This is a genomic window from Vreelandella sp. 162(4c), from assembly GCF_058152265.1.
The window spans coordinates 860,937-882,645 of record NZ_CM176981.1; the positions used below are offsets into that span (position 1 = coordinate 860,937).

General features: G+C 56.6%; 17 protein-coding genes. 5 read left to right on the forward strand and 12 right to left on the reverse strand.

Going from position 1 to position 21,709, the window contains the following annotated elements; genetic code table 11:
- The first annotated feature begins 232 nt into the window (after window positions 1–232).
- Together AC4EYZ_RS03795 and AC4EYZ_RS03800 are read left to right on the forward strand one after the other, a co-directional pair.
- The gene (locus AC4EYZ_RS03795) at window positions 233–664 is read left to right on the forward strand and encodes a LexA family protein (protein ID WP_342584814.1); all 432 of its coding nucleotides are present in this window, start codon (window positions 233–235) and stop codon (window positions 662–664) included.
- Window positions 661–2,025 carry a Y-family DNA polymerase gene (locus AC4EYZ_RS03800; RefSeq protein ID WP_035538499.1) on the forward strand — a complete coding sequence of 455 codons (1,365 nt, stop codon included), beginning with the start codon at window positions 661–663 and terminating at the stop codon, window positions 2,023–2,025. The genes AC4EYZ_RS03795 and AC4EYZ_RS03800 overlap by 4 nt, the downstream gene beginning before the upstream one ends.
- Here the strand turns inward: AC4EYZ_RS03800 and AC4EYZ_RS03805 are convergent.
- The 6 genes from AC4EYZ_RS03805 to AC4EYZ_RS03830 form a co-directional block, all read right to left on the reverse strand.
- Entirely contained in the window at window positions 1,987–3,450 is a 1,464-nt protein-coding gene (locus AC4EYZ_RS03805; RefSeq protein ID WP_041157895.1) for a sodium-dependent transporter, read from the reverse strand. The genes AC4EYZ_RS03800 and AC4EYZ_RS03805 overlap by 39 nt on opposite strands.
- Window positions 3,451–3,523: 73 nt before the next feature.
- Window positions 3,524–4,747: a YbfB/YjiJ family MFS transporter gene (locus AC4EYZ_RS03810; protein WP_027959625.1), complete on the reverse strand. Its 1,224-nt coding sequence runs from the start codon at window positions 4,745–4,747 to the stop codon at window positions 3,524–3,526.
- Between the two features lie 137 nt (window positions 4,748–4,884).
- On the reverse strand, window positions 4,885–5,241 hold the full coding sequence (locus tag AC4EYZ_RS03815; protein WP_027959626.1) for an AtuA-related protein: 357 nt from the start codon (window positions 5,239–5,241) through the stop codon (window positions 4,885–4,887).
- Complete coding sequence (locus AC4EYZ_RS03820) at window positions 5,228–6,634, reverse strand: acyclic terpene utilization AtuA family protein (protein ID WP_027959627.1); 1,407 nt, start codon at window positions 6,632–6,634, stop codon at window positions 5,228–5,230. The genes AC4EYZ_RS03815 and AC4EYZ_RS03820 overlap by 14 nt, the downstream gene beginning before the upstream one ends.
- Window positions 6,631–8,541 carry a TRAP transporter permease gene (locus AC4EYZ_RS03825; RefSeq protein ID WP_022520383.1) on the reverse strand — a complete coding sequence of 637 codons (1,911 nt, stop codon included), beginning with the start codon at window positions 8,539–8,541 and terminating at the stop codon, window positions 6,631–6,633. Before AC4EYZ_RS03825 ends, AC4EYZ_RS03820 begins: the two co-directional genes overlap by 4 nt.
- A gap of 21 nt (window positions 8,542–8,562) precedes the next feature.
- Window positions 8,563–9,528 carry a TAXI family TRAP transporter solute-binding subunit gene (locus AC4EYZ_RS03830; RefSeq protein ID WP_474191076.1) on the reverse strand — a complete coding sequence of 322 codons (966 nt, stop codon included), beginning with the start codon at window positions 9,526–9,528 and terminating at the stop codon, window positions 8,563–8,565.
- Between the two features lie 156 nt (window positions 9,529–9,684).
- Here AC4EYZ_RS03830 and AC4EYZ_RS03835 point away from each other — a divergent pair, with 156 nt between their 5' ends.
- Window positions 9,685–10,569 carry a LysR family transcriptional regulator gene (locus AC4EYZ_RS03835; protein WP_490204132.1) on the forward strand — a complete coding sequence of 295 codons (885 nt, stop codon included), beginning with the start codon at window positions 9,685–9,687 and terminating at the stop codon, window positions 10,567–10,569.
- 81 nt (window positions 10,570–10,650) lie between these two features.
- The gene (locus AC4EYZ_RS03840) at window positions 10,651–11,982 is read left to right on the forward strand and encodes a M20/M25/M40 family metallo-hydrolase (RefSeq protein ID WP_490204133.1); all 1,332 of its coding nucleotides are present in this window, start codon (window positions 10,651–10,653) and stop codon (window positions 11,980–11,982) included.
- Window positions 11,983–12,979: 997 nt separating this feature from the next.
- On the opposite strand, the gene AC4EYZ_RS03845 is transcribed toward AC4EYZ_RS03840, so the two are convergent.
- Window positions 12,980–13,717, reverse strand: coding sequence for a glutaredoxin (locus tag AC4EYZ_RS03845; RefSeq protein WP_039860162.1), 738 nt, complete (start codon window positions 13,715–13,717; stop codon window positions 12,980–12,982).
- A 173-nt stretch (window positions 13,718–13,890) separates the two neighbouring features.
- Window positions 13,891–14,577 carry a type 1 glutamine amidotransferase domain-containing protein gene (locus AC4EYZ_RS03850; protein WP_009288080.1) on the reverse strand — a complete coding sequence of 229 codons (687 nt, stop codon included), beginning with the start codon at window positions 14,575–14,577 and terminating at the stop codon, window positions 13,891–13,893.
- A gap of 93 nt (window positions 14,578–14,670) precedes the next feature.
- On the opposite strand from AC4EYZ_RS03850, the gene AC4EYZ_RS03855 reads away from it, so the two are divergent.
- A complete protein-coding gene (locus AC4EYZ_RS03855) occupies window positions 14,671–15,450 on the forward strand; it encodes a CLCA_X family protein (RefSeq protein WP_474192024.1) in 780 nt (259 codons plus the stop codon).
- A gap of 59 nt (window positions 15,451–15,509) precedes the next feature.
- Here AC4EYZ_RS03855 and AC4EYZ_RS03860 read toward each other — a convergent pair whose 3' ends face one another.
- From AC4EYZ_RS03860 to AC4EYZ_RS03875, 4 genes are all read right to left on the reverse strand, one after another.
- Complete coding sequence (locus AC4EYZ_RS03860; protein ID WP_474192025.1) at window positions 15,510–17,423, reverse strand: TRAP transporter permease; 1,914 nt, start codon at window positions 17,421–17,423, stop codon at window positions 15,510–15,512.
- Window positions 17,424–17,456: 33 nt separating this feature from the next.
- Window positions 17,457–18,584 (reverse strand): TAXI family TRAP transporter solute-binding subunit, encoded by a 1,128-nt coding sequence (locus AC4EYZ_RS03865; RefSeq protein ID WP_474192026.1) that lies wholly within the window; start codon window positions 18,582–18,584, stop codon window positions 17,457–17,459.
- Window positions 18,585–18,687: 103 nt separating this feature from the next.
- Window positions 18,688–19,884: a CaiB/BaiF CoA transferase family protein gene (locus tag AC4EYZ_RS03870; protein WP_474192027.1), complete on the reverse strand. Its 1,197-nt coding sequence runs from the start codon at window positions 19,882–19,884 to the stop codon at window positions 18,688–18,690.
- On the reverse strand, window positions 19,877–21,634 hold the full coding sequence (locus AC4EYZ_RS03875; RefSeq protein ID WP_474192029.1) for an acyl-CoA dehydrogenase family protein: 1,758 nt from the start codon (window positions 21,632–21,634) through the stop codon (window positions 19,877–19,879). The genes AC4EYZ_RS03870 and AC4EYZ_RS03875 overlap by 8 nt, the downstream gene beginning before the upstream one ends.
- Window positions 21,635–21,709: the final 75 nt, after the last annotated feature.

Below are 21,709 nucleotides of genomic sequence, written 5' to 3' on the forward strand. Positions count from 1 at the left end.
TCGTAACGAGAAAGGGTCATCATGGAAGAAGCGAGGGCGCTATCATAACTCAGCCTGACGCGACTTTCATCGCATCCTCGTCAGGTCTTGCATGAGCGTGATTCATGTAATGACAGAGGGAGAGTCATCGCGAACGCAGTGAAGCGATCTCAGGGGGCGTCAATTTGCATTTTCCTTCGCCATGCAAAATACTGTATATTTATACAATATTTTAAGCACCAGGATGCCGACGATGCCGGGCCAGTCTTCTCACTTTACCCCCGCCTTGCCGTTAACCTCTCAGCCGCAGCCTTGTGGCCACGCTGGTTTTAGTGGCTTTCCTTCACCAGCCCAGGATTACGAGCCATGCACGCTGGATCTCAACACACGGCTGGTTAAAAACCCTACTGAGACGTTTTATGTCACCGCCACCGGCGACAGCATGGAGGGTTGGGGAATTTTTGAGGGTGATTTGCTGGTGGTTGATCGCAGTATTGAACCGCAACTGGGACATATTCTGGTCGCTATGCTGGAGGGCGAGGCGCTAATTAAACGCTATGCGCTTTATCGGGGAACGCCGCACCTGTGCTCAACACATCCTAACTATCCGCCACTGCCACTTGAAGGCAGCGACTGCCAGCTATGGGGGGTGGTGCGCGCCGTCGTGCACGAGTACTTGCGATGATCGGTCTAGTCGATGCCAACAACTTCTACGTCAGCTGCGAGCGGGTTTTTCAGCCCAAGCTGGAAGGTAGGCCCGTGGGGGTAATGTCGAACAACGACGGCTGTGTCATCGCCCGCTCTGCCGAGTTAAAAGCGCTGGGTATCCCTATGGGTGCGCCAGCCTTCAAGCTTGAAGAAATGCGTCAGCGCGGCGAGATCCACCTGCTGTCGTCTAACTATGAACTCTACGGAGATATGTCGGCACGGCTGACCCAACTACTACGCGATGCCTGCCCTGCAATTGCGCCCTACTCAATAGATGAAATGTTCGTCTACCTGGAAGGATTAACCACAGAGCAGTGTGAGAGGCTGGGGCGAGAATTGCACCATCGTATTCGCCGCCATTTAGGGTTACCGGTGTGTGTTGGGCTGGCACCCACCCACACGCTCGCCAAATTAGCCAATCACCTTGCCAAGCAAGACCCACATTACCAAGGCGTTTGCCTGCTTAATGGACAAGATCACACGACGCAGGCGCTGCTCAAACGTACGCCGGTGGGCAGCGTGTGGGGCGTCGGCCATCGGCTTGCCGGGCGCTTAGCGATTGGCGGCGTGACCACCGCTTGGGACTTGCGTCAAAGCGACGACAAGCAGTTGCGCAAGCGCTTCTCGGTGGTGCTGGCGCGCACCGCGCTCGAGCTGCGTGGCACGCCTTGTATGGAGATGAACGCCCTGGATCAACCGCGCCAACGCATTATGACCTCGCGCTCTTTCGGCCAGCCCACCGGCGTTTTTGCAGAAGTACATAATGCACTACGGCGCCACGCCCAGCGCAGCGCTGAAAAACTTCGCGAGCAACGTAGCTTAGCTCGTGCGGTGATGGTATTTCTCAACACTAACCGTCATCGCCGCGATCAGTTGCAATACTTCCCGCAGGCGCTGATCGCCCTGCCCTCACCCAGCGACGATACCCGGGTGATCCTTGATGCCGTACGCCAAGGCCTTGAGCAGATTCATCGCCCCCGCTACCAGTTCATGAAAGCTGGCGTGATGCTGCTGGATTTAGTGGATGCAGAGCAGCACCAGCTTTCGCTGCTGCATCCGCCAGTCCGTGATCGCCATCCGTTTTTAATGGCAACCGTGGATCAGATCAACCAGCGCATGGGGCAAGGCACTATCAGCTTTGGTATGACGGATGCCCCTGCTGCTTGGCAACTGCGCTGCGCCCACCGCTCAGACCGCTATACCACGCGCTGGGACGAGTTGATGAAAGTGGGCACTCACCCCGGCGCAGTCGCCGCCGCCGAGGCAAAGCAGAAAGAGAAGCAGAAAAAACAGCAGGCGTTAACCAGCGCTAAGCGCAGTACGCAGCCGCGGGCTTAAGGTTTCTCCAAGCGCGACCATGGCAAACAGAATCCCCAGCAACCAGGGCCAGTGAGCCGCAAACGAGACCTGATAAACGCCCAGCGCGTCGACAAAAATCACCACAATGCCCAGCGGGCTAACGTAGCGCACCATGGTCAGCCACAGCGCATAAGGCAAGGGAGCAAGCCCCAGCTCGTCGCGGAAGGTCTCGCTTTTCAGCACAAACCCCGCTACCACTACCGTGCCCAGACCACCCAACGGCATCATCCAGCGCGAGGTTAAATAATCCAGCCAGTCAAAGAAGTTCTTACCGGCCAGTGTCCAATCCGCGCCCAGGTTAAACGACAGCATCGCCAGTGTGCTAATCAACCACAGCACAATACCGGTGCCCCAGGCGGCTGCCGAACGCGAGATACCTTTGTTGTCGCACAGCCAGGAAACCGTGGCTTCGACCATAGAGATCGAAGAGGTCAGCGCTGCCATAGAGAGCATCAGGAAGAAGAGAATGCCAAACAGGGTGCCCAGCGGCATCGCCTGGAAAGCCAGCGGCAGGCTCATAAAAATTAGCCCAGGGCCTTCGCCGGGGTTCATGCCATTGGCGAAAATAACCGGGAAGATCGCAAGCCCCGCCATCAAGGCAACAACGGTATCCGCCACCGCCACACTCACCGTGGTGCGGCCAATAGAGGCGTCTTTAGGCAAGTAGCTGCCGTAGGTCAGAATCGCTCCAGAGGCCAGCGAGAGGGTGAAAAACGCATGACCCAGCGCTGCCAGCAGGCCTTCGCTAGAGAGGCTGCCCGCATTGAAGGAGAACAGAAAGTTAACCGCAGCGCCAAAGCCACCGGAAAACATACCAAAGCCAATCAACACCACCAGCATGATCACCAGCCCCGGCATCATCCAGCTAACGCTCTTCTCGATTCCCTGCTGCACGCCTTTACCCACGATCAACATGGTGGCCAGCGTAACCAGGGTGCTCCAGAAACCGAGGTTCAGCGGATTGGCGTTATTGGCCCCGAACACAGCGGCCATCTCATCAACGCTGCTGCCCGCGAGCCCCCCGGTCAGCATCTTCCACAGATACGAGAACGACCAGCCCGCCACCACCACGTAAAACGACAGGATCATAAAGCCGCAGAGCATGGCCATCCAACCAATCAACGACCAGGCCGATGAACGGCCAGACTCATTGACCACGCGCCGTATGGCATCCACCGGGCTACCACGTCCCCGCCGACCAAACGCGATTTCGACCATCATCACCGGCACACCCACGGCAAAGATGCACGTTAGATAGACCAGCACGAAGGCGCCGCCGCCAAACTCCCCAGTCATGTAGGGGAATTTCCAGATATTGCCTAGCCCCACCGCCGAACCGGTGGCCGCCAACATAAACCCCCAGCGGCCTAGCCATTGGGTGCGAGGTTGCCTAGAAGAGGTCATTTGCCCATATCCCGTAAGAAAAAGGCGCTCATCCTAAAGGATTTCGAGGGTAATGCCCACTAGGCCCCAGTTCCTAGGCGTACACCGTGGCTTTTGCGGCGGCATCCAAGCGTTGAGCGGTTTGATCTACCCGGCGCAAACAGGCCAGCAGCACCGCGCCAAGCGTTACAAAACCGCCCGCCAACCACAGCCCAACATCATAGTGGCCAGAGGTTTCAGCCAACATACCGGTTAATGCCGGGGCGCATATCTGGGCGGCGCCGTATGCCAGAGTCATCTGCCCCATTAGCCGCGCGGGGCTGGAAGGATAGAGCCTACCTGCCATGGTCAGCACAAGGCTGACGCAACCAAGGAAGGTACCGCCATAGAGCACCGCACTGAGCAGTACCACTGCTGAGTTCGCGGTAATCGCAGGCAGTACGATCCCCACTACCTGAATCCCCATGGCGAGAATAAGCGCCCCTAAATAGCCCACTCGACGGGCGACCAGATCCCACAGCATCACCGCTGGGGCGGCGGCTAAACCGGCCAGAGCGAACGTCCAGTTGCCCATCCCCGCCAGCAGCGGCTCACGCTCAACGATGGCAACTAAGAAGGTAGCGCTGATCACATAGCCATAACCGGCGCAAAAGTAGGCGGCGAGCATCCAGCGCATAAAAATACGTGTTGGCGGCGTAGCGGTTCGGCTACTCGCCACGTGAGCCCCTTCTAGCGGCCTTTCCGGCCGCGGCAGCCAGCGCCAGGCAGGCACCAGCAGCACGGCACCCAGCAGGCTAAAGCCCCACCATTGGGTCTGCCAGCTAAAGGAAAACTGGAGCATCATCTCCACTGCCACCGCCGCGACAATCATGCCTAGCCCCAAACCGGCAAAATGAATTCCCAGCTCGCCGCGCTGGCGATGTTGGATTAACCAGTGAAGAATCAGCCCTGACGCTAATAGCATTGCAGCGCTGCTTGAAAGACCCGCCAGAAAACGCAACCCCGCCCAAACCCAGAAGTGATCGGTAAGCGCCATACCCGCAGTCGTGATTACCGCCAGGATTAACCCGCAGCGAAATAGCGTGTCTTTGATATAAATACTGTGAATAGAGGCGGCCAGCACGGCCCCCAGCATATAGCCCGCGTAGTTAACCGCAGCCAGCCAGCCGCCATCGGCATCACCCATCCAGGTCTGCTGCTGCATGACCGGTAGCAATGGGGTATAGGCAAAGCGCGCGATGCCAACACATAATATTTGGCTAAAAACGCCCGCCAACAGCACTTTGAAGCGCTGGGCACCTAGCGTTGCGACGGTCATGGGGCTGCTCCTGAACGGCTCTTTAACGACGACTGAGCGGACGTTATGTTAATTAGCGTGCGTATTTTATCGTCATAGTAAGGCCTTTCAGGCAGCGGGTCATGACCACCTAAGTCGAGGAGCGAGGTTAAAAAGGCCTAGCTCGCATCTACCTCCATGCTTAACAGCAAAAACGATAGCGTTTTGCCATGCCCGTCCAAGTTGAGCGCGCCATTAACGCCGCCCTGCAGCACGTCATCGATCACGAAGTTCATGCCCGCCAAATTAGGCAAAGGGTAACGCCGCACTCGGCTGGCACCACGATGAGCAAACAGCGCCAGCACACGCTCCTCGGTTACCTGCTCCAGCAGGGTGGTGTAATGGTCTGGGTCATAGGCAAACAGTGCCACGTTTAGCCGCTCGCCCTTATCACCTGCACGGGCATGGGCGAGTTGATGAAGGGTGACCGAGGAATGCGGGTGCACCGCCGTTTGCGTGGGTTCAGCTTGCAGCATAACGTTCACTCCTACGTTCGCCGAGGGGCGACGCTTCAAACAGACTGGCATGGGCATGAACGTCGCTACGTTTGACCAAATATGAGGCCGTAAACACTCGCCGTTGAAACTGACGCCGCACGCCGCCGCCGCCCGCAGGCCCGGCACAATAAAGCGCCAATAGCTCCTGGGTGGCGCGGGCTACCCAGCGCCGCTCGCTGTGCTCGGCCGCCAGTCGCAGCCGATAATCGCCGCTGGCAGACGCTGAAGCGCTACGCTGCAGCTCACCGCTATCGCTATCGAATACGCTGGCCAAGCCAATGATATCCAAGCGGGTACGCAGCTCAGCAGGGGCTCGAAACACCAATCGTTCACGCAGTACCTGCGCTGCAAGCTGGGCTCGTGCCAAGGCGTTCGGGCCGGCATAGGAGATTTCCGCCTCGCCCTGCCAACCGCCTTCATAGCACACGGTGGTTTTTAGCCGCTCAGGCGCAGGCTTGCCGCGAATTCCCGTCACCGCCACACGGTTAGGTGACAACTGACGCACCTCGGCGTGGGAAAGATCCACCGTGACATCCGGGGTTAGGTAATTCGCCGGGTCATGCACTTCGTAAAGCAGCTGTTCTTTCACCGTTTGCTCGGTAACACAGCCACCGGTATTGGCAGGCTTGGTAATAATAAGGCTGCCATCCTGCTCCACTTCAATAATCGGATAGCCCACCGTGGCGAGCCCCGGCACGTCTTTAAAACCCGGATCGGCAAAGTAGCCGCCGCTTACCTGGGCGCCACACTCAGCCAAATGCCCCGCCATCATCCCGCAAGCCAGGCGATCCCAATCGTCCCAACGCCAATCGAAGTGGTGCATCAGCGGCGCTAAAAACAGCGCCGGGTCGGCAACACGGCCTGTAACCACCACATCCGCCTGCATGACCAACGCCTCAGCCAGCGCCTTGGCTCCCAGGTAGACATTGGCTGAAATCAGGGCGTCATCGCCAGGCATATCCAGCCGCTCGGCCTCCCAGCGCTGTAAGTCCAAGCTATGTAGCTGCTGGCGGATATCGTCACCGTGCACCTGGGCAATGCGCACATCCCCGCGCCCAAGCTGTGTCGACAAGTCAGCAATTACTTGACAAGCACCACGGGGGTTCGCCGCACCAAAGTTGCCTAAAATCTTAATGTCGTGATCCAGGCAGTCGCGGAGCACTGGCGCCAGCAGCTCGTCTAACAGCGGTTCAAACCCGCTTTCGGGATCATCACGCATCGCGCGGTGAGCTGCCGCTAATGTCCGTTCACCCAGGGTTTCAAATACTAAAGCGGAGGGCTGCTGTCGCTTGATCAACTCTGCCACCACCGCCACGGCCGCATCGGTACGGTCGCCAGAAAAACCCGCACCACTGCCTAATAAAAAGCTCATAGCTGTGTCTCCTTGGCCTGAAGAGAGTGGTGGTCGCCCGCGACGGCCCCCTGCTCGTCTCTCAGCAGCGAGCGGCGGCGTATAAATAGCCCAATGATCAGGGCTAGCGCCGCCAGCGTGGTCAGCCAGCCGGGTGTCAGCGCCAGTCCAATGACCGCGATCAGCCCCACGACATCGATCACGCGCTTACCCGTCATGGCTACCCGGGACATCAGCGCGGCGAAGGCCATCACAAACACGACCCCTTGGCAGCTGGCCAAGACGATCTCCAGGGCAGAACCAAACCCTGCCAGGGCTGGGTAGATCAGCAGCAGGAAGGGAATGACGTAGATAGCCGCCGCCAAGCGCACTGATTCAACCGCCGCAGGCAGCCAGTTGGTGTCGGCAATGCCTGAGGCCACAAAGACCGCAATGCAGACAGGCGGTGTAATGACTGAGAGTGTCGCGAAGTAGAAAACGAATAGGTGGGCAATCAGCGGCTCAACACCGATGGTGGTGAGCGCAGGCGCCAGCACTGATGCCACCAGAACATACGCTGCCGTGGTCGGAATCCCCATGCCCAAAATCAGACACACGCCGCCGACGATAAAGGCGACCAGGAACAGCGACTCTCCGCCCACCGTGACTATCAAGCTGGCTAGGGTCACACCGATGCCTGTCATACCGATCATCGCCACCAGTATCTGCGCCCCGGCCAGCAGCACGCCAATAATCACCATGCCCTTGCCTGCATCGACTAAGCCTGCCACCAGCTTGCCGAGGATCTCGCGCAGCGGCATCTTAGCCATGAGCGCAAAAGGCACGAACGTTAGCACGGTCATCAAGATGCCGTAGAACGCCGACATTTGGATCGAACGACCGCTGAGCACGCCGTAAAACAGCCCGCCTAATGCAGCCAGAATGGGAATAATTCGTTCAGGGCGTATCACGTCTGACCAGCTTGGCAGCTCATCATCAGGCACTACCTGCAGTTGGCGGCGCTTGGCGACGAGGTGAATGGTGACAAACACCCCGAGATAGAAAAGAATCGCTGGCAACAAGGCCGCCAAGGCGATACGCAGGTAACTTTCGCCTAGAATTTCCGCCATGATAAATGCCGCAGCACCCAGGATTGGCGGTGCGATTTGGCCGCCGGTAGAGGCCACGGCCTCAACTCCAGCTGCGAACGGGCGTGGGTAGTTCAAGCGCTTCATCATGGGAATGGTGAAGTTGCCCGTGGTGGCCACATTGGCCACCGCACTGCCGCTGACCATGCCGAATAGCCCGGAGGCCACCGTGGCCACTTTGGCAGCACCGCCTGGCGAGCGGCCGCTAATACGCAGCGCCAGATCCATAAAGGTATTACCGCCTCCGGTATGTAGCAGCAAACAGCCGAACAACACGAAAGCAGCGATAGTGGTGGCGGCGACGCCCACCAGCATGCCCCACACGCCTAAATCGCCGAGGTAGATGGTTTCGGTCATGTAATACAGATCAAAACCACGGTGACCGAGCGGCCCTGGAATGGCTGCTCCAAACCACGCATAGGCCAATCCCACTAACACCAACAGTGGAAAGATCACGCCGATGGCACGGCGTGACAGTTCCAAAATAGCCACTAGCAGTACGCCGGTCAGCAACATATCCCGAGGCGTTGCCCAGGGTAGTTCGACCAGAATTTGTTCGTAGTTAAGCGCCACATAGCTGCAGGCAACTACCACACCCACTGCCAACACCACATCAATAGCGATACCCAGCGGGCGCCAGCGCTTGCCTGCGCCTAACGGATAAACGGCAAGCCCTAGCAAAATGACCAGCGCGAGAAAGATACTCCGCTGAATCAAACTCTCGAACGGCCCAGTGGCGGAGGTATACAGGATTAGCCCGCCCAACAGGAGCGCCAAGCCTTTGGTGACTGTCTCACGCATGATCATCTTCTCCGATTGGCCTTACTGGACTGGCTGCAAGGCATCGGGGATGTCATACCCCTGCTCTTCGAAATAGCGCGCAGCGCCAGCATGCAGTGGCACGGTGCCAACCTCCAGGGTCATCTTCGCCATATCCGCATCCTGCATGGCAGCGAAGGCGTTAACCTGCGGCTCTGGGTTTTCAATCACCGCTTTGACGATTTGATAGGCGGTTTCTTCATCCATATCCGGATGGGCGTGCACGGCCACACCAAAGGCCCAAGTGGTGTAGGCAGGAATCCCCTCCGCAGCACCTTCAGGTACATCGACAATCGCCACATCGGGCATTTCGCTGCGCAGTGTGTCGGCCTGCTCTTGGTCAAGCGACAGCACGCTAATCGGTGTGAAAGTGGCGATATCCATGGAGGAGCCATCCAGGCGTTCTCCGACACCCGATTTTACCGACCCCATCACTCGGCCATCTTTCATGGCGTCGACCATATCGGTGGTGGAACCACGTACATAATCCGGTTCGATACCAAGTGCGCGCATTACCGCTTCGGTGGTTTTCTCAGTAGCTGACCCCGTAATGCCTGGATTGAAGCGCACACCGTTTAAGTCAGCAAAGGTTTCCACCCCTGCATCCTGGCGCATTACGGTATTCTGTGGTGCCACGGTGTAGACCCAGAGCAGGCGGTTATCGACGGGGCGGCCTTCAAAATCCTCCTCACCGGCGTAGGCGTGATAACCCGTATTGGTGGTCACCAGGCCCATATCGATTTGGTTGCGGCCTAAACGGCGCAGGTTATCCACAGTGGCACCGGTTTCGGCAACCGAAGAACTGATCCCTTCAACTTGGTTATTAATAATCTGATTGACTGCCACAAAGTAGCTGTAGTGGCTGGAGGAGCTTGAGGTAGAGCCAATCAACAGGCGTTCATCGGCATGAGAGGTCGCAGCGGCTAGCACAGCGGCGCTTGCCACCATGGCGGTCAGTAGCGTTTTCATTGTGTCTCCGAAGCTCGCTAAGCGAGCTATTGTTATTGTAGAGCGGTTTTTATCTAAAACGGTGATCGCGACGAATCTAATCGCGATAAGCCAAGCATGGTGCTCCGGTTTAATTTTGTATATTGAATAGTTTTTAATTTATGTTTTACTTTCTAAATGAATCCAAGCATCCAGCAGTTGCGTGTTTTTGTTGCCGTCGCCCACTCGCGCAGCCTTGCAGAGGCCAGCGAGCGAGTACATCTTTCCCAACCGGCGATCTCTATTGCGCTGCGTAAACTTGAGGAGAACGTCGGTGGTGCACTGTTTTCCCGCACCACGCGCCAGCTCGCGTTAACACCGGAAGGCGAGGCTTTTCTGCCCGTTGCCGTGCGGCTCTTGAATGATTGGAACGAAGCCTTTGAGGATCTCAACGACCAATTTTCCAAACAGCGCGGAAAGGTAACCGTGGCCGCCCTGCCTACTCTGGCGGCAGGACTATTCCCGCGGGTCATTAAGCTTTTTCACGAGGCTTACCCACGTATTAACCTCAGCCTGCACGATGTGCTGGCCGATCAAATCAATCAAATGGTGCGCGAAGGTCGCGCCGACCTGGGTCTTTCAGTGCCACCAAGCGACGCAGACGACTTGACGTTTGAGCCCGTCCTCGAAGACAGCTATGTGGTCGTTTGCCCCTGCGGGCATCCGTTGTTGGCGCAATCAGCCGTCGCCTGGAGCCAACTCGCAGCTTATCCGTTTATTGGTATCAATCGTCTTTCCAGCTCGCGCCAGGATATTGACCGCATTATGCAGAGCGTAGGAGAACGGCTGGATATCTTGTGCGATGCGCGCCAGATCGCCACGGTAGGCCGCATGGTAGCCGCGGGGTTAGGCATTAGCGTGCTGCCCTCACTCAGTTTTCGTCAAATTGCCGCTGATGGGATTGAGTACCGCCCGTTGGTCGAGCCAACCATTCGCCGTGAGCTGGGCATTATATTGAGCCGCCGTCACCCTCCTTCCGCCGCCACCAGCGCCCTGCTCGAGCTAATTCATCACCATGAATAAGCGGCTTTCTCTACACACAGTGCGGGAATCTGGCAGACTAGAGGTGATTAACATCCACCTAAAAATGAGTGAGCGACAACGATGAGCGATAGTGCGAAACCCTGGACACAACCGATGCCCGACGCGCAGTTCAAACTGATGCGCGATATTCTTGCCGCCCCTAGCCCCGTAGGCCTGGAAGCTGCCATGACCTACGGCGTGCTCAAGCCGCATTTTGAGAGCTTCGCGCCTAAAAGCTGGCACCTTCACCAGTTTAAGGGCAACGCGGGCGTTGTGCTGGACACTCACCCCGGCCGCGACGACATGTTCAAGGTCATGCTGATCGGCCATGCGGATAAAATCCGCATGCAGGTGCGCTCGATTGGCGAAGACGGCAAGATCTGGATCAACACTGATTCGTTTCTGCCCACTGTGCTGATCGGCCATGAAGTGAAGCTGTTTAGCGAAGCCCCGGACGCCCCCGGTAGCTACCGCTGCATTGAAGGCGGCACGGTCGAGGCCCTGGGCGCGATTCACTTCTCCGATCCTGCCCAGCGCGATGGTAGCAAAGGCCTGAAAAAAGAGCAGATCTACCTGGATTTACAGATCCACGGCGAGAATAAAAAGCAACAGGTGCTGAACCTGGGCGTACGGCCCGGCGATTCGATTATTTTCGACCGCCCTATCCGCCCCGGCTTCAGTCCCAATACCTTCTACGGCGCTTACCTGGATAACGGCCTAGGCTGCTTTGTGGCCGCCGAAGTGGCGCGTTTGATCGCCGAAGCAGGTGGCACCCAAAATGTGCGCGTGCTGTTTGCGATTGCCAGCTACGAAGAGATTGGCCGTTTCGGCAGCCGCGTGATGGCGGGCGAAATGAAGCCAGATGCGCTCATTGGTGTCGATGTAAATCATGACTATGTGGCTGCGCCCGGCATCGGCGACAAGCGTATGCAGCCGCTAGAGATGGGCAAAGGCTTCACCATGGCGGTGGGCTCTATTGCTAGCGAACAGCTCAACCGCATTATCGCCACTGCCGCTAAAGAGCAGGATATTCCGCTGCAGCGCGATATTGTGGGTATCGATACGGGTACCGATGGCATGGCAGGCGTATTGGCGTCTATCGACAGTGCCGCTACCTCGATTGGTTTCCCCATCCGTAATATGCACACCATCTCAGAAACCGGTCATACCCAGGACGTGCTGGCGGCTATTCACGCCCTCACCCATACCCTGCAAGCCTTGGATGCCATACCTGACCTGCAGCGTGAATTCCTGGATAACCACCCGCGCTTAGACCAAGCGAGCCCGCTCACCCATCAAGGCGGCGACAAGCCTGACAGTGAGAAGGATGACAGCAAAGACGAGAGCAGCGAAGGCAAAACAGTTAGCCAAGGCAACGACAGTAAGAAAAGTAAGAAAAAGGCGAAGAAATAAAACAAGCGTATAAAAAAGAAGCCCCGGCCACTCCCTGGCTGGGGCTTTATCAAACCTTCCTTGATTCGTCTTCACAAACATCCTGTTTGTGCTTCCATGAGCGTAAGCTTTCCTAGCTTTATCTTCCCTGTTGCCACTTCCTTGTGCTGTGTACTCACAGTGAACCTTAAAACACTCTATTTATCTAACCTATGTTATTAAACCGGAAAAAATTTATCTTTTTTATTCAGATTAACTGCACCTATTTAAAGCACGCTTTTTTATATGGCACATATGCCTTGCAGCGCTATACTATTAAAAGTATCGGCAACGATACCACTCTACACGGACGTTACCACGCCTGAACCATCATCTAACCTAATGGTAGGAGGTCAGCGTGCGAGACATTATTATTAGCAGCAAAGTCAACGGGCTGGATGTCATCTGTCGGCATTGTGGTAACTCAGAGTCACCCAAAGACCCGTTTTTGAACCGCTTCCGTTTAGAAGGCACCGGTAAAGACAGTACCACCGTACGCTGCCTGAACTGTCAAACAGCGGTTGAAATACCCTTGAGTGAATTAAGCTCGCTTTATTATCACTATGCTTGTTAAAACAATCGCTTACCAACTTGAGCAATTATTATAAAAAAGGCTTATCTTTGTGACCGCTGCCTTTTTACTAGCAATAGCAATACATTATTAACAAAAGCGTCATAAGAGCTTAATTAAATTTTTATTTATTCCAGGGTAAAAAAAACCCGGCCACTCCTTGGCCGGGTTTTCATCTGTTCTTCCCTGATCTTGCACCACAAACATCCTGTTTGTGCATCCTTGTGCTACACAAGCAATCCTTGCTTGTTCTTCCCTGTCGCGAGTTCCCTTCGCTGTGTGCACACAGTGCGCTTTATAACAGCGGGTTTATCTAACCTGTGATATGTAGCGGCAAATAAATTGTTTTTTAACGGATTTTTGGATTTTAAATAGCATTTTAGCCAAGCAAGTTTTTGACGACGATTGTTATAGCAACATTTTCAGCGGCATCCATAGCCCCATCAGCACCATGGCGATATTTTCTGTCAGCGATACAAACCCTAGTGGCACATTGCTGCTTCCGCCAACGCAGGCACATTTCAACTCACGCTTATCCACGTACACGGCTTTAAAAACCGACACCGCGCCCACCGTGCCGATAAACAGCGCCAGCGGTGCTGCCAGCCAAAGCATGGCACCGGCCAGCATTAGTATCCCTGCCAGGGTTTCTGCGTAGGGGTACACATAGCTGTAAGGGACATAGCGCTGAGCCAGTAAGTCGTAGTTAAGGAACATCGAGCTAAAGCTCTCTACATCCTGCAGCTTCTGCAAACCCAGCAGCACCATGGCCGTGGCCACCGCATACTCAGGCATTCGTGCTGCCACTAAGGTGCCATTGGCAACCCAGCTAATCGCCAGACCGATGAGCAAAGCGGTAACAAAAATCGCGATCACTGGCCGATATGCGGTCTCTTTTGCACTCGGCACGCTCATGCCTAAATGCTCACGAACCTCTTCATAGCCGCCAATACGTTTATCACCTATATAGGTTTGCGGAGTGGTATCGACATTCTCCTGGGCCTTGAACGCTTCAATTTCATCTCGGGATGTAAGCGGATGGTCATCAACCTGATAGCCTTTGCGTTTTAACAAATCGACTGTTTTCATACCGAATGGGCAGAGATGTTCCGCGGTTTTCATCCGATAGACGCGTGCTGTCTCCATGTTAGTCGCCTCCTTGTTGCGCTGCTGAGAACTGCGCTGTTGAGAACATAGCTAATTAAAAATAAATAACCTATCTCCCTATAAGCATAGTCAGAATCTAATCGGCACCCAAAAATACAAACGGCGAGGAGAGCCTCGCCGTCGTCACCAAACCCGGTATTAATACCGGCGGGTTATTTCGTCAGCCACGCCATTAGCGTTTCAGCCGTGAGCGCTGAGGAAGGCGGGTTTTGCCCTGTGATCAGTTGGCCATCTTCACGTACGTAAGGAGTGAAATCATCCGCTTTGCTATAAATCCCGCCGCACTTTTGCAAGGCATCTTCAACGAGATGCGGCACGATATTGGTCAAGCCCACAGCCTCCTCTTCGCCGTTAGTAAAGCCCGTTACTTGGCGGCCTTTTACTAGCGGTTCACCAGCGCTGTCTTTAGCATTTACCAACACTATCGGCGCGTGACAAACCGTGGCAACCGGCTTGCCTTGGGCGATAAAGGTTTCGATCAAGCGAATCGAGTCCGCGTCGTCAACGAGATCCCATAGCGGGCCATGGCCTCCGGGGTAGAATACCGCATCGAAATCATCAGCCTTCATGTCGCTCAAGCGATGGGTAGCGGCAAGCTCCGCGTTCGCTTTTTCATCTTGCTTAAAGCGGCGCGTTTCATCGGTTTGGCTATCGTCTGCGTCACTTTTTGGATCAAGCGGCGGCTGCCCACCCTTGGGCGATGCCAACGTTACTTCAGCACCCGCGTCTTTAAAGACATAATAAGGGGCTGCCAGCTCTTCGAGCCAAAAACCGGTTTTATTACCGGTATCACCCAACTGATCGTGAGACGTCAGTACCACTAAAATACGCTTGCTCATATCTCTCTCCTGGCGGTGGAAAATGAGGCAATTAAAATGCGTTACGGTTAGTTAGTGGGGGTCTGGATGGCGGAATGCAAGGAGAAACGACAAGTGAGCATCGAAGCGCGGGATTTTTATCGCAGTGGTCCTGACCATCGCCAGGGGCAAGCCAGCAGTTTTGCCCTGATCCGGCGTCAGTTTGATTTTCGCTCCATTGAGATTGGACGCTGGGTAACCAACGCTGAGCGCGACCGTGCCGCCGAGCTGTTTCATGATGCACTGTGCGATCTTATGTTGATTTTACAGGGAACAGAGGCGTTGATTTCCCTACGCGGCTCAATCGCGCTGCAGTACGGCAGCGGTGGTCGACCGGGTGTTTCTGCCCACTATGACCCCAGCCAACGCAGTTTTGCGCTGGCTAAAAACGCTGGCCCCGGCAGCATTGCCCACGAGTGGTTTCATGCTTTTGATCACTACATCGTCAGCAAGTGTTTTCGTGGCATCCCCAACGGCATGTTCGCCTCTACCGCGTGGCTGGCTGATGCGACGCCCATTCCCCACCCGCTTAATCAATTATTGATGGACTGTTTCAAAGCTATTCTGCTGCAGCCAGCAGGCGATCAGCCTAGCGAGCTGTTTCAGCATTCGGTGCAAGTAGATAAAAAACTTGGACAGCTCTATTACAGTAAACCCGAAGAGCTCTGCGCACGCGCCTTTGAAGGGTTTGTGCAAGATGCGGCCATCACCAATCACTTCCTGGTCAAAGGCACCAAGGCCTCTCCTGAAGCGGAAAGAGGTCTTTACCCACGAGGCGCACAGAGGGAACAGATCAATGCAGCGTTCAGCGACTACTTTGGCAGTCTGGGGAAAGCGTTGCGGGATGCAGAGTAAGCATGACGGCGCTCGGCAAGCTCTGCTGACGAACGCCGTGGGTGTCCAAGCAACTTTACCTAGGTGGAGCACTTCGTGATGTCTGCGCGTTTCGTGGTGTGCAGCATCGCCATCAGGTAGCACAATGCAAGCGCTAGAAAGCCCAGCAGGTCACTGATCCATTCGGGGTAGATCATCAGTGCGGCAGGCAGCAGCAGCGCACAACGCATGCGCACTCCCACCGAACCTATTCGATAAAGGTATCCTTCCATCGCCGCTGCCACCAACCAGATCGCGGTCATGGCTGTAAAAGCGGAGGCCATCACGCTCAACAGGGGGCCCTGCAAAATCAGCGATGGGTTGAGCACAAACAGAAACGGCAGTACGAACAGCACGGCTCCCAACCGCACGGCATACAGGCTCGTTCGGGTGCTGTTGGCGCCGGCAACACCGGCAGCAGTAATGGCGGCTAGCGCCACGGGTGGAGTGATATAGGAGAGCATTCCCCAGTAAAGAATGAACAGGTGGCTGGCAAGAGGATTGAGGCCAGCACCCACTAGCGCTGGCGCAAGCAGAATCGACAGGAAGATGTAGCATGCGCTGACCGTCATTCCCATCCCGAGGATAAAGCTGGTAATCGCCCCCGCCGCCAGCATCAGGGGAATGCTGTCACCTGCATACAACAGCAGTTCGCGAGAGAAAGCCCCTGCAACCCCCGTATAGGAAAGCCCACCGACCACCAAACCGATACCGGCCAAAACGGCGACCAGACTCCCCACCCCGTGTGCCAACTGATAGAAAAAATCCAGCAGTTGGCTGATACGCAGCCGCTGCTGACGGCGCACCAGTGCAATCGCCAGCAATATCAGGGTGGCATAATAAGGCGCCTGACTTTCCAGACGCATGACAAGCAGCATATAGATCAGCACGCCCAGGCTGAGTAGGTACGGCCATCCAGAGAGCAGCGTGTCACGCACCCTGGGGATATCCTTGTCGGGCATGCCCATGAGGCCTTTGCGGGCAGCATAGTTATCTACCTGAAGCAGCAGGGCCAGGTAGAAGAGCACCGCAGGCAGCAACGCCGCCAGCATTACCTCACCGTAACTGACGCCTAGGAAGGAAGCCATGATGAAGGCAACGGCCCCCATAACGGGCGGCATCAAGGTTCCGCCCGTGGAGGCGCACGCCTCTACGGCAGCGGCATATTCGCGTGAATAGCCACTGCGCTTCATGGCAGGAATGGTAATCGTCCCTGTGGTCAGGATATTGGATACCGCACTACCGGATAAGCTGCCCATGAAGGCACTGGAAACGACGGCCACCTTGGCGGGCCCGCCGCGGCTTCGGCCCATCAATGCAGTGGCGAAATTCATAAAGAACTCACCGCCACCGGTGATGGTTAGCGCAATCCCAAATACGACGAAGCCGATAATCAGGTTGGCGACGACCTGCATCGGCACGCCCACAATGCTTTCCGCCCCCATGACATGGGCTCGGATGGTTTCCCCCCATCCAAAACCGTTACTCCACAGGAAACCAGGCATGTGGCCTGCATAGAGCGGATAGAGCCCAAACAGCAGTGCCACGGCAAAAATCGCCCAGCCACCACAGCGACGAACGCCCTCCAGCACCAGTAGCAGCATCATCGTTGCCACCAGCGTGGCTTCGAGCGGGGCGAAATACTCCCACCCTTGCTGGGTCATGCGCAGGCCATTAAGGCCGAGGTAGATGGCGCCGCCAAGAGCAGCCCCCGCCAGCACCCAGTCATACCAGGGAAGGCGTTCAGTATCAGCCTTGCGAGCCGGAAAGATCAGTAGTGCCGCCGATAGGAACAGCCCTATCAGATAGTAGATGAAGGCATTACCGATCGGATAGAACCCCAACAGCTTGAGGGCAAAGGTTTGGTTGATCGTCATCAACAGACCAACGGCCCCCAATCCCATCACTATCCACCTTGCCGAACCTTCCAATCGCTCTTGACTTGAATTGCTCATGATGTCGCTCCCAGTTACACATCCACCCCGTGGTCAAAGCGCGCCAATCACTTCTTGCCGGCGAGCTTCCCAACGTTCGGCAAGCGCATCCCCTTCGAGGTCTGGCTCCGCGTTCAGCAGGCTATCCCAAGCTTGCTTCAGTGCTTCCAGGCGGGCGAGGCGGTTATCGTTCCATGTCTGCATCTTCTCGCTCCATAGCCCTTTCTCTTGCATGTAGCGGATAGCCCCAGGGTGGAAAGGTATATCGATAGGCGGCACGCCGGAGTCCTCGATTGCCCAGCGGTGAATGGCAGCGGTCGCGTCACGATAAAGGTCATAACTATCATCCAGGCTCTTGATGAACTGGTAGACCTCTTCTTCGTCACGATCAGCCATGGCCACGATAATCGGGTAACGGTAGGCAAGCATGTTGGCGGGAGATTCTTCGCTTAGCCCGGCGCCAATGGTTTCACGGAATGACTGGAAGACGGGAGCCACCTGGTTCATGCGCGCCCAGCCCTCTTCATCATCGGCAGGAATATCCACCCAGCGAATACCACGCGACGACTCTTCCAGCTCATAAAGCTGGCTGGCGGTGGTGGTCGTGCAGGTGGCATCGGCCCGATCCTCGACCAGCGAGCTCATGGCGGCGCCGTGAGTCGGGAACATCACCGCCTCCACATCGTCGTGACTCAGCCCTGCGAAGGCCAGGATCGCATCACATTTCACATTGACCGAAGGGTTGCCTGCCACGTAGGCAACCCGTTGCCCCCGCAAGTCTTCGAGCGTGTGGATATTGGCGTCGGCAGCCGATGGCACACCAAAGGTAGACGGTCTTCCGGCAACGGCTCTGAGGTCTTGGGGCCCCCAGCGGCGCTCGCTGAAGTCGTAAATTCCTTCCGTTGCAAAGAAGGACTCCGTGGCCAGGTAGGCATAGTCAGCCCGGCCACTTACCAGGGGCTGCAGTCGCCCAATGGCTGACCCTGCAGGCTGGATACGGATGCGGGTGTTGTAGGTCTTGCCAAAGGCATCGGCGATAGCAGAGGCCTCCGAGTGTCCTTGCGAGCCCACATCATAGGCGGTCCATGTCATGGTGCTGGGAAGCTCTGCGGCCGATGCCGTATTGGCTAGAACGGCAAAAACGGTGGAGATAAGGCCAGTGGCCAGGTGCGTGCGTTTCATGGGTTTGCTCTCATATTGTGTTGTTATTGGCGTAACGTTAATTGTGTTTCTTTTTCAGCCCTTAGGATTGGGCAATGGTGTACAGCGTGTTGTGCAAAAGGCTTCATGCCACCGGCATATCTGGCAGCACACCTTTCGCTCTCAGGTGCTCTATTTGTTGCACGGTCAATCCTGCTTCATGAAGGATTGCGTCGGTATGTTCGGCAAAGCGTGGCGGTGGGGTTTCATAGCGCGAGGGCGTACGAGCCAGCTTGATCGGCGAGCCAGTGCCCTTGTAATGGCCTATATTGACGATCATATCGCGGTGCTGGGTATGCGGATGCGCCAGCGCTTGCGTGGTATCGAGTACGGGCCCGCAGGGAACGCCGATACGCATCAACCGGTCGGCAAGCTTATCGCCTTCCCACCTGGCCATGGCACTCTCCAGCACATCACGCAGTGCATCGCGGTTACCCAGGCGGGCACCATTGGTTGCAAAGCGTTCATCCTGGCTAACGTCGTGGCATTCGAGCAACTCGCATAAGCGCGCGAACTGCACATTATTGCCAACTGCCAGAAAAATCGGCTGTGTCGCCGTCCGGTAGACCTCATAAGGGGCAATGTTGGGATGCTCATTTCCCGTGCGGCCCGGCGGCGGTCCACCGTAGAACACGTTGGGAAAGTGGGGGTGCATCAAGGACAGCCCGGAGTCGAACAGTGCTGTTTCGACAAACTGCCCACGCCCGCTGCGCGTACGCTCATGGAGAGCCAAGGTGATACCGATGACGGCATTCAGGCCAGTCACGATATCGACAATGGGCAGCCCCACTCGCAGCGGCTCCCCCTGTTTCTCACCGTTGACACTCATCAGCCCCGCCATTGCCTGGATGATGGCGTCATAGCCAGGCAAACCGCCCATCGGACCATCAGCACCAAACCCACTGATTCGGCACTGGATCAGACGGGGAAAGCGCACGCTGAGAATGTCATAGCTCAGCCCCCACTTTTCCAGGGTTCCCGGCTTGAAGTTTTCCACCAGCACATCGGCGCCCTCCAGCAACTGCAGTAACAGTGTCTTGCCGTCAGGATGACGAAGATCCAGCGCCATCCCGCGCTTGCTGCGGTTCAAGCCGTGGAAATAGGAAGCTGCATCGCCTTCGAAAGGAGGCCCCCAGCCGCGGGTTTCATCACCCCCGGGAGGCTCGATCTTGATCACATCCGCACCGTAGTCACCCAGCACCTGGGTGCAGTACGGGCCTCCCAGCACACGGCTAAGATCAATCACCCTGATTCCGCTCAGTGCGCCATTTGGCTTATCCATGACCCACCCCCAGCCCGTGAGAACGCGCCAGTGCTTGGGTATTCACAACCGCCACGACCTGTTCGTCGGTCATCGGCGTTTCGCTGAGCAGCATCGCCAGCGCTTCCGGCGACGCTCGACTGACCGATAGCGGATCGGGAGGGAATAGCTTGTGGCGTACCACCAGCCAAGCGAGTGCCAATCGCCGCCTGTCTCCCGTGATCCGGGACGCCTCCCAGGCCATAAGAATGGCGGAGGTAATGTGGTAGAGACTGCTGGCGATCCGCCGCGCGTCGTGCTCGCAGGCAGGATCCTCTGCCAGTGCATTCGCGCTCTCTACTGCCTTGTCGAGGAGCACCTGCAACAGGTGGCGCTCGTGATTCTCAATGGCGGACGCCTGCAACTGTTGGTGCAAGTAGTCAGCCAGTACCGGCAAGGTCTGTTCACGCCGAATCGCCCGGAAAACATCCAGGGCAACGATATTGCTGGTGCCTTCCCATATTGAGCCAAGGTGGGCATCACGCAGCACGCGGGCATCCGACCACTCCTCGATGTAGCCACATCCACCACGTACTTCCATGCCATCCCCAGCCACCTTGCGTGCATCCCGCGTGGTGCGGAACTTGATCATGGGTGTCAGGATGCGCAAGAGCTTGGCTGACTGGGTATCCCCCGCATCGGCACGCCGCAGGCACTCGGCTGTGTGGAAGACCATCGTGCGCCCCTGCTCGGCAGTGAGCATCATCTTGCTGAGCTGACGCTGCATAAGCGGCAGCTCGATGAGCTGGCTACCGAACGCCTGCCGATGGCGGGCAATGAAAAGCGCCTCGTTGAGTGAGCGACGCATTAGCCCCGCCGACCGCACCCCGTTCGAGAGACGAGACATGTTGATCATGTCCGTCATCTGCTTGAAGCCCTGCCCCGGCTCTCCCACCACATAAGCTTCGGCGCCTTCGAGCAGGATCTCACCGCTCGCCATGGAGCGAGTACCCAGCTTGTCTTTCAGGCGTACGATGCGGTAATGGTTAAGATCACCATTTTCCAGATACCGGGGCAGCAGGAACAGCGTGAGACCGCGAGTGCCCCGCTCCCCCTGCTCGGGGCGCGCCAACACCATCGCCAACGCGGCATCGGGGTTAGAACAGAACCATTTGTCGCCATAAAGGCGCCATTTGCCGTCTTCCTGCCTCGCTTCCGTAGTAATCGCCCCTACATCAGAGCCTGCATCCTGCTCGGTCATGAACATGGCTCCCTGATAGGCCAGATCCATATCCTGTGAGGTCAACGCTTCCAGGTAGCGGTTCACCAACGCTTCGTCGCCAAACTTGCGCAACGTGCGAGTCAGTGCATCGGTCATGCTAAGCGGGCAGCAAAGGCCAAACTCTGCCTGCACGAACAGGTACGTCAGCGCATACTTCACTACCGGCGGCATGGGTTCCGACCAGTCAAGCACTCCACCGCGGTGCGACATGGCCGCCAGCCCGAACTGCCCATAGGCATACGCTTCCAGGCGTTGATAGGCTGGATGTTTGAGGATCTGCTGACGCTCGGCGCCATTTCGGCTGCGCAGGGCAAGTTCAGGTGGATGCTTGTCAGCCTCGATAGCCAGCGTTTCCAGTTCACCGCCAGCAAGGGCTCCCATCTCATTGAAGTGGTGCTCCAGATGCTGACGTAGCGCCGCCGGCAAATAGAGATCCAGAAGTTGGGAAAGGGTGGGATCGTTATGGTAACTGTTCTGCCCCCAGGAATCGGGGATATTGCGGTGTATCATTTCATTCACGACGGCGTACCTCTTGGACTTATTATATGTTTTATCGTCACATTAGGTCGGTATGGAGGCCGTCTC

Excerpts from the sequence above, each read along its gene's own strand:
- AC4EYZ_RS03800 (WP_035538499.1), top strand. The coding sequence starts at position 661 with ATGATCGGTCTAGTCGATGCCAACAACTTCTACGTCAGCTGCGAGCGG.
- AC4EYZ_RS03845 (WP_039860162.1), bottom strand. The coding sequence starts at position 13,717 with ATGGAGACAGCACGCGTCTATCGGATGAAAACCGCGGAACATCTCTGC.
- AC4EYZ_RS03810 (WP_027959625.1), bottom strand. The coding sequence starts at position 4,747 with ATGACCGTCGCAACGCTAGGTGCCCAGCGCTTCAAAGTGCTGTTGGCG.
- AC4EYZ_RS03825 (WP_022520383.1), bottom strand. The coding sequence starts at position 8,541 with ATGCGTGAGACAGTCACCAAAGGCTTGGCGCTCCTGTTGGGCGGGCTA.
- AC4EYZ_RS03805 (WP_041157895.1), bottom strand. The coding sequence starts at position 3,450 with ATGACCTCTTCTAGGCAACCTCGCACCCAATGGCTAGGCCGCTGGGGG.
- AC4EYZ_RS03815 (WP_027959626.1), bottom strand. The coding sequence starts at position 5,241 with ATGCTGCAAGCTGAACCCACGCAAACGGCGGTGCACCCGCATTCCTCG.
- AC4EYZ_RS03830 (WP_474191076.1), bottom strand. The coding sequence starts at position 9,528 with ATGAAAACGCTACTGACCGCCATGGTGGCAAGCGCCGCTGTGCTAGCC.
- AC4EYZ_RS03875 (WP_474192029.1), bottom strand. The coding sequence starts at position 21,634 with ATGATACACCGCAATATCCCCGATTCCTGGGGGCAGAACAGTTACCAT.
- AC4EYZ_RS03835 (WP_490204132.1), top strand. The coding sequence starts at position 9,685 with ATGAATCCAAGCATCCAGCAGTTGCGTGTTTTTGTTGCCGTCGCCCAC.
- AC4EYZ_RS03865 (WP_474192026.1), bottom strand. The coding sequence starts at position 18,584 with ATGAAACGCACGCACCTGGCCACTGGCCTTATCTCCACCGTTTTTGCC.
- AC4EYZ_RS03850 (WP_009288080.1), bottom strand. The coding sequence starts at position 14,577 with ATGAGCAAGCGTATTTTAGTGGTACTGACGTCTCACGATCAGTTGGGT.
- AC4EYZ_RS03820 (WP_027959627.1), bottom strand. The coding sequence starts at position 6,634 with ATGAGCTTTTTATTAGGCAGTGGTGCGGGTTTTTCTGGCGACCGTACC.
- AC4EYZ_RS03795 (WP_342584814.1), top strand. The coding sequence starts at position 233 with ATGCCGGGCCAGTCTTCTCACTTTACCCCCGCCTTGCCGTTAACCTCT.
- AC4EYZ_RS03860 (WP_474192025.1), bottom strand. The coding sequence starts at position 17,423 with ATGAGCAATTCAAGTCAAGAGCGATTGGAAGGTTCGGCAAGGTGGATA.
- AC4EYZ_RS03840 (WP_490204133.1), top strand. The coding sequence starts at position 10,651 with ATGAGCGATAGTGCGAAACCCTGGACACAACCGATGCCCGACGCGCAG.
- AC4EYZ_RS03870 (WP_474192027.1), bottom strand. The coding sequence starts at position 19,884 with ATGGATAAGCCAAATGGCGCACTGAGCGGAATCAGGGTGATTGATCTT.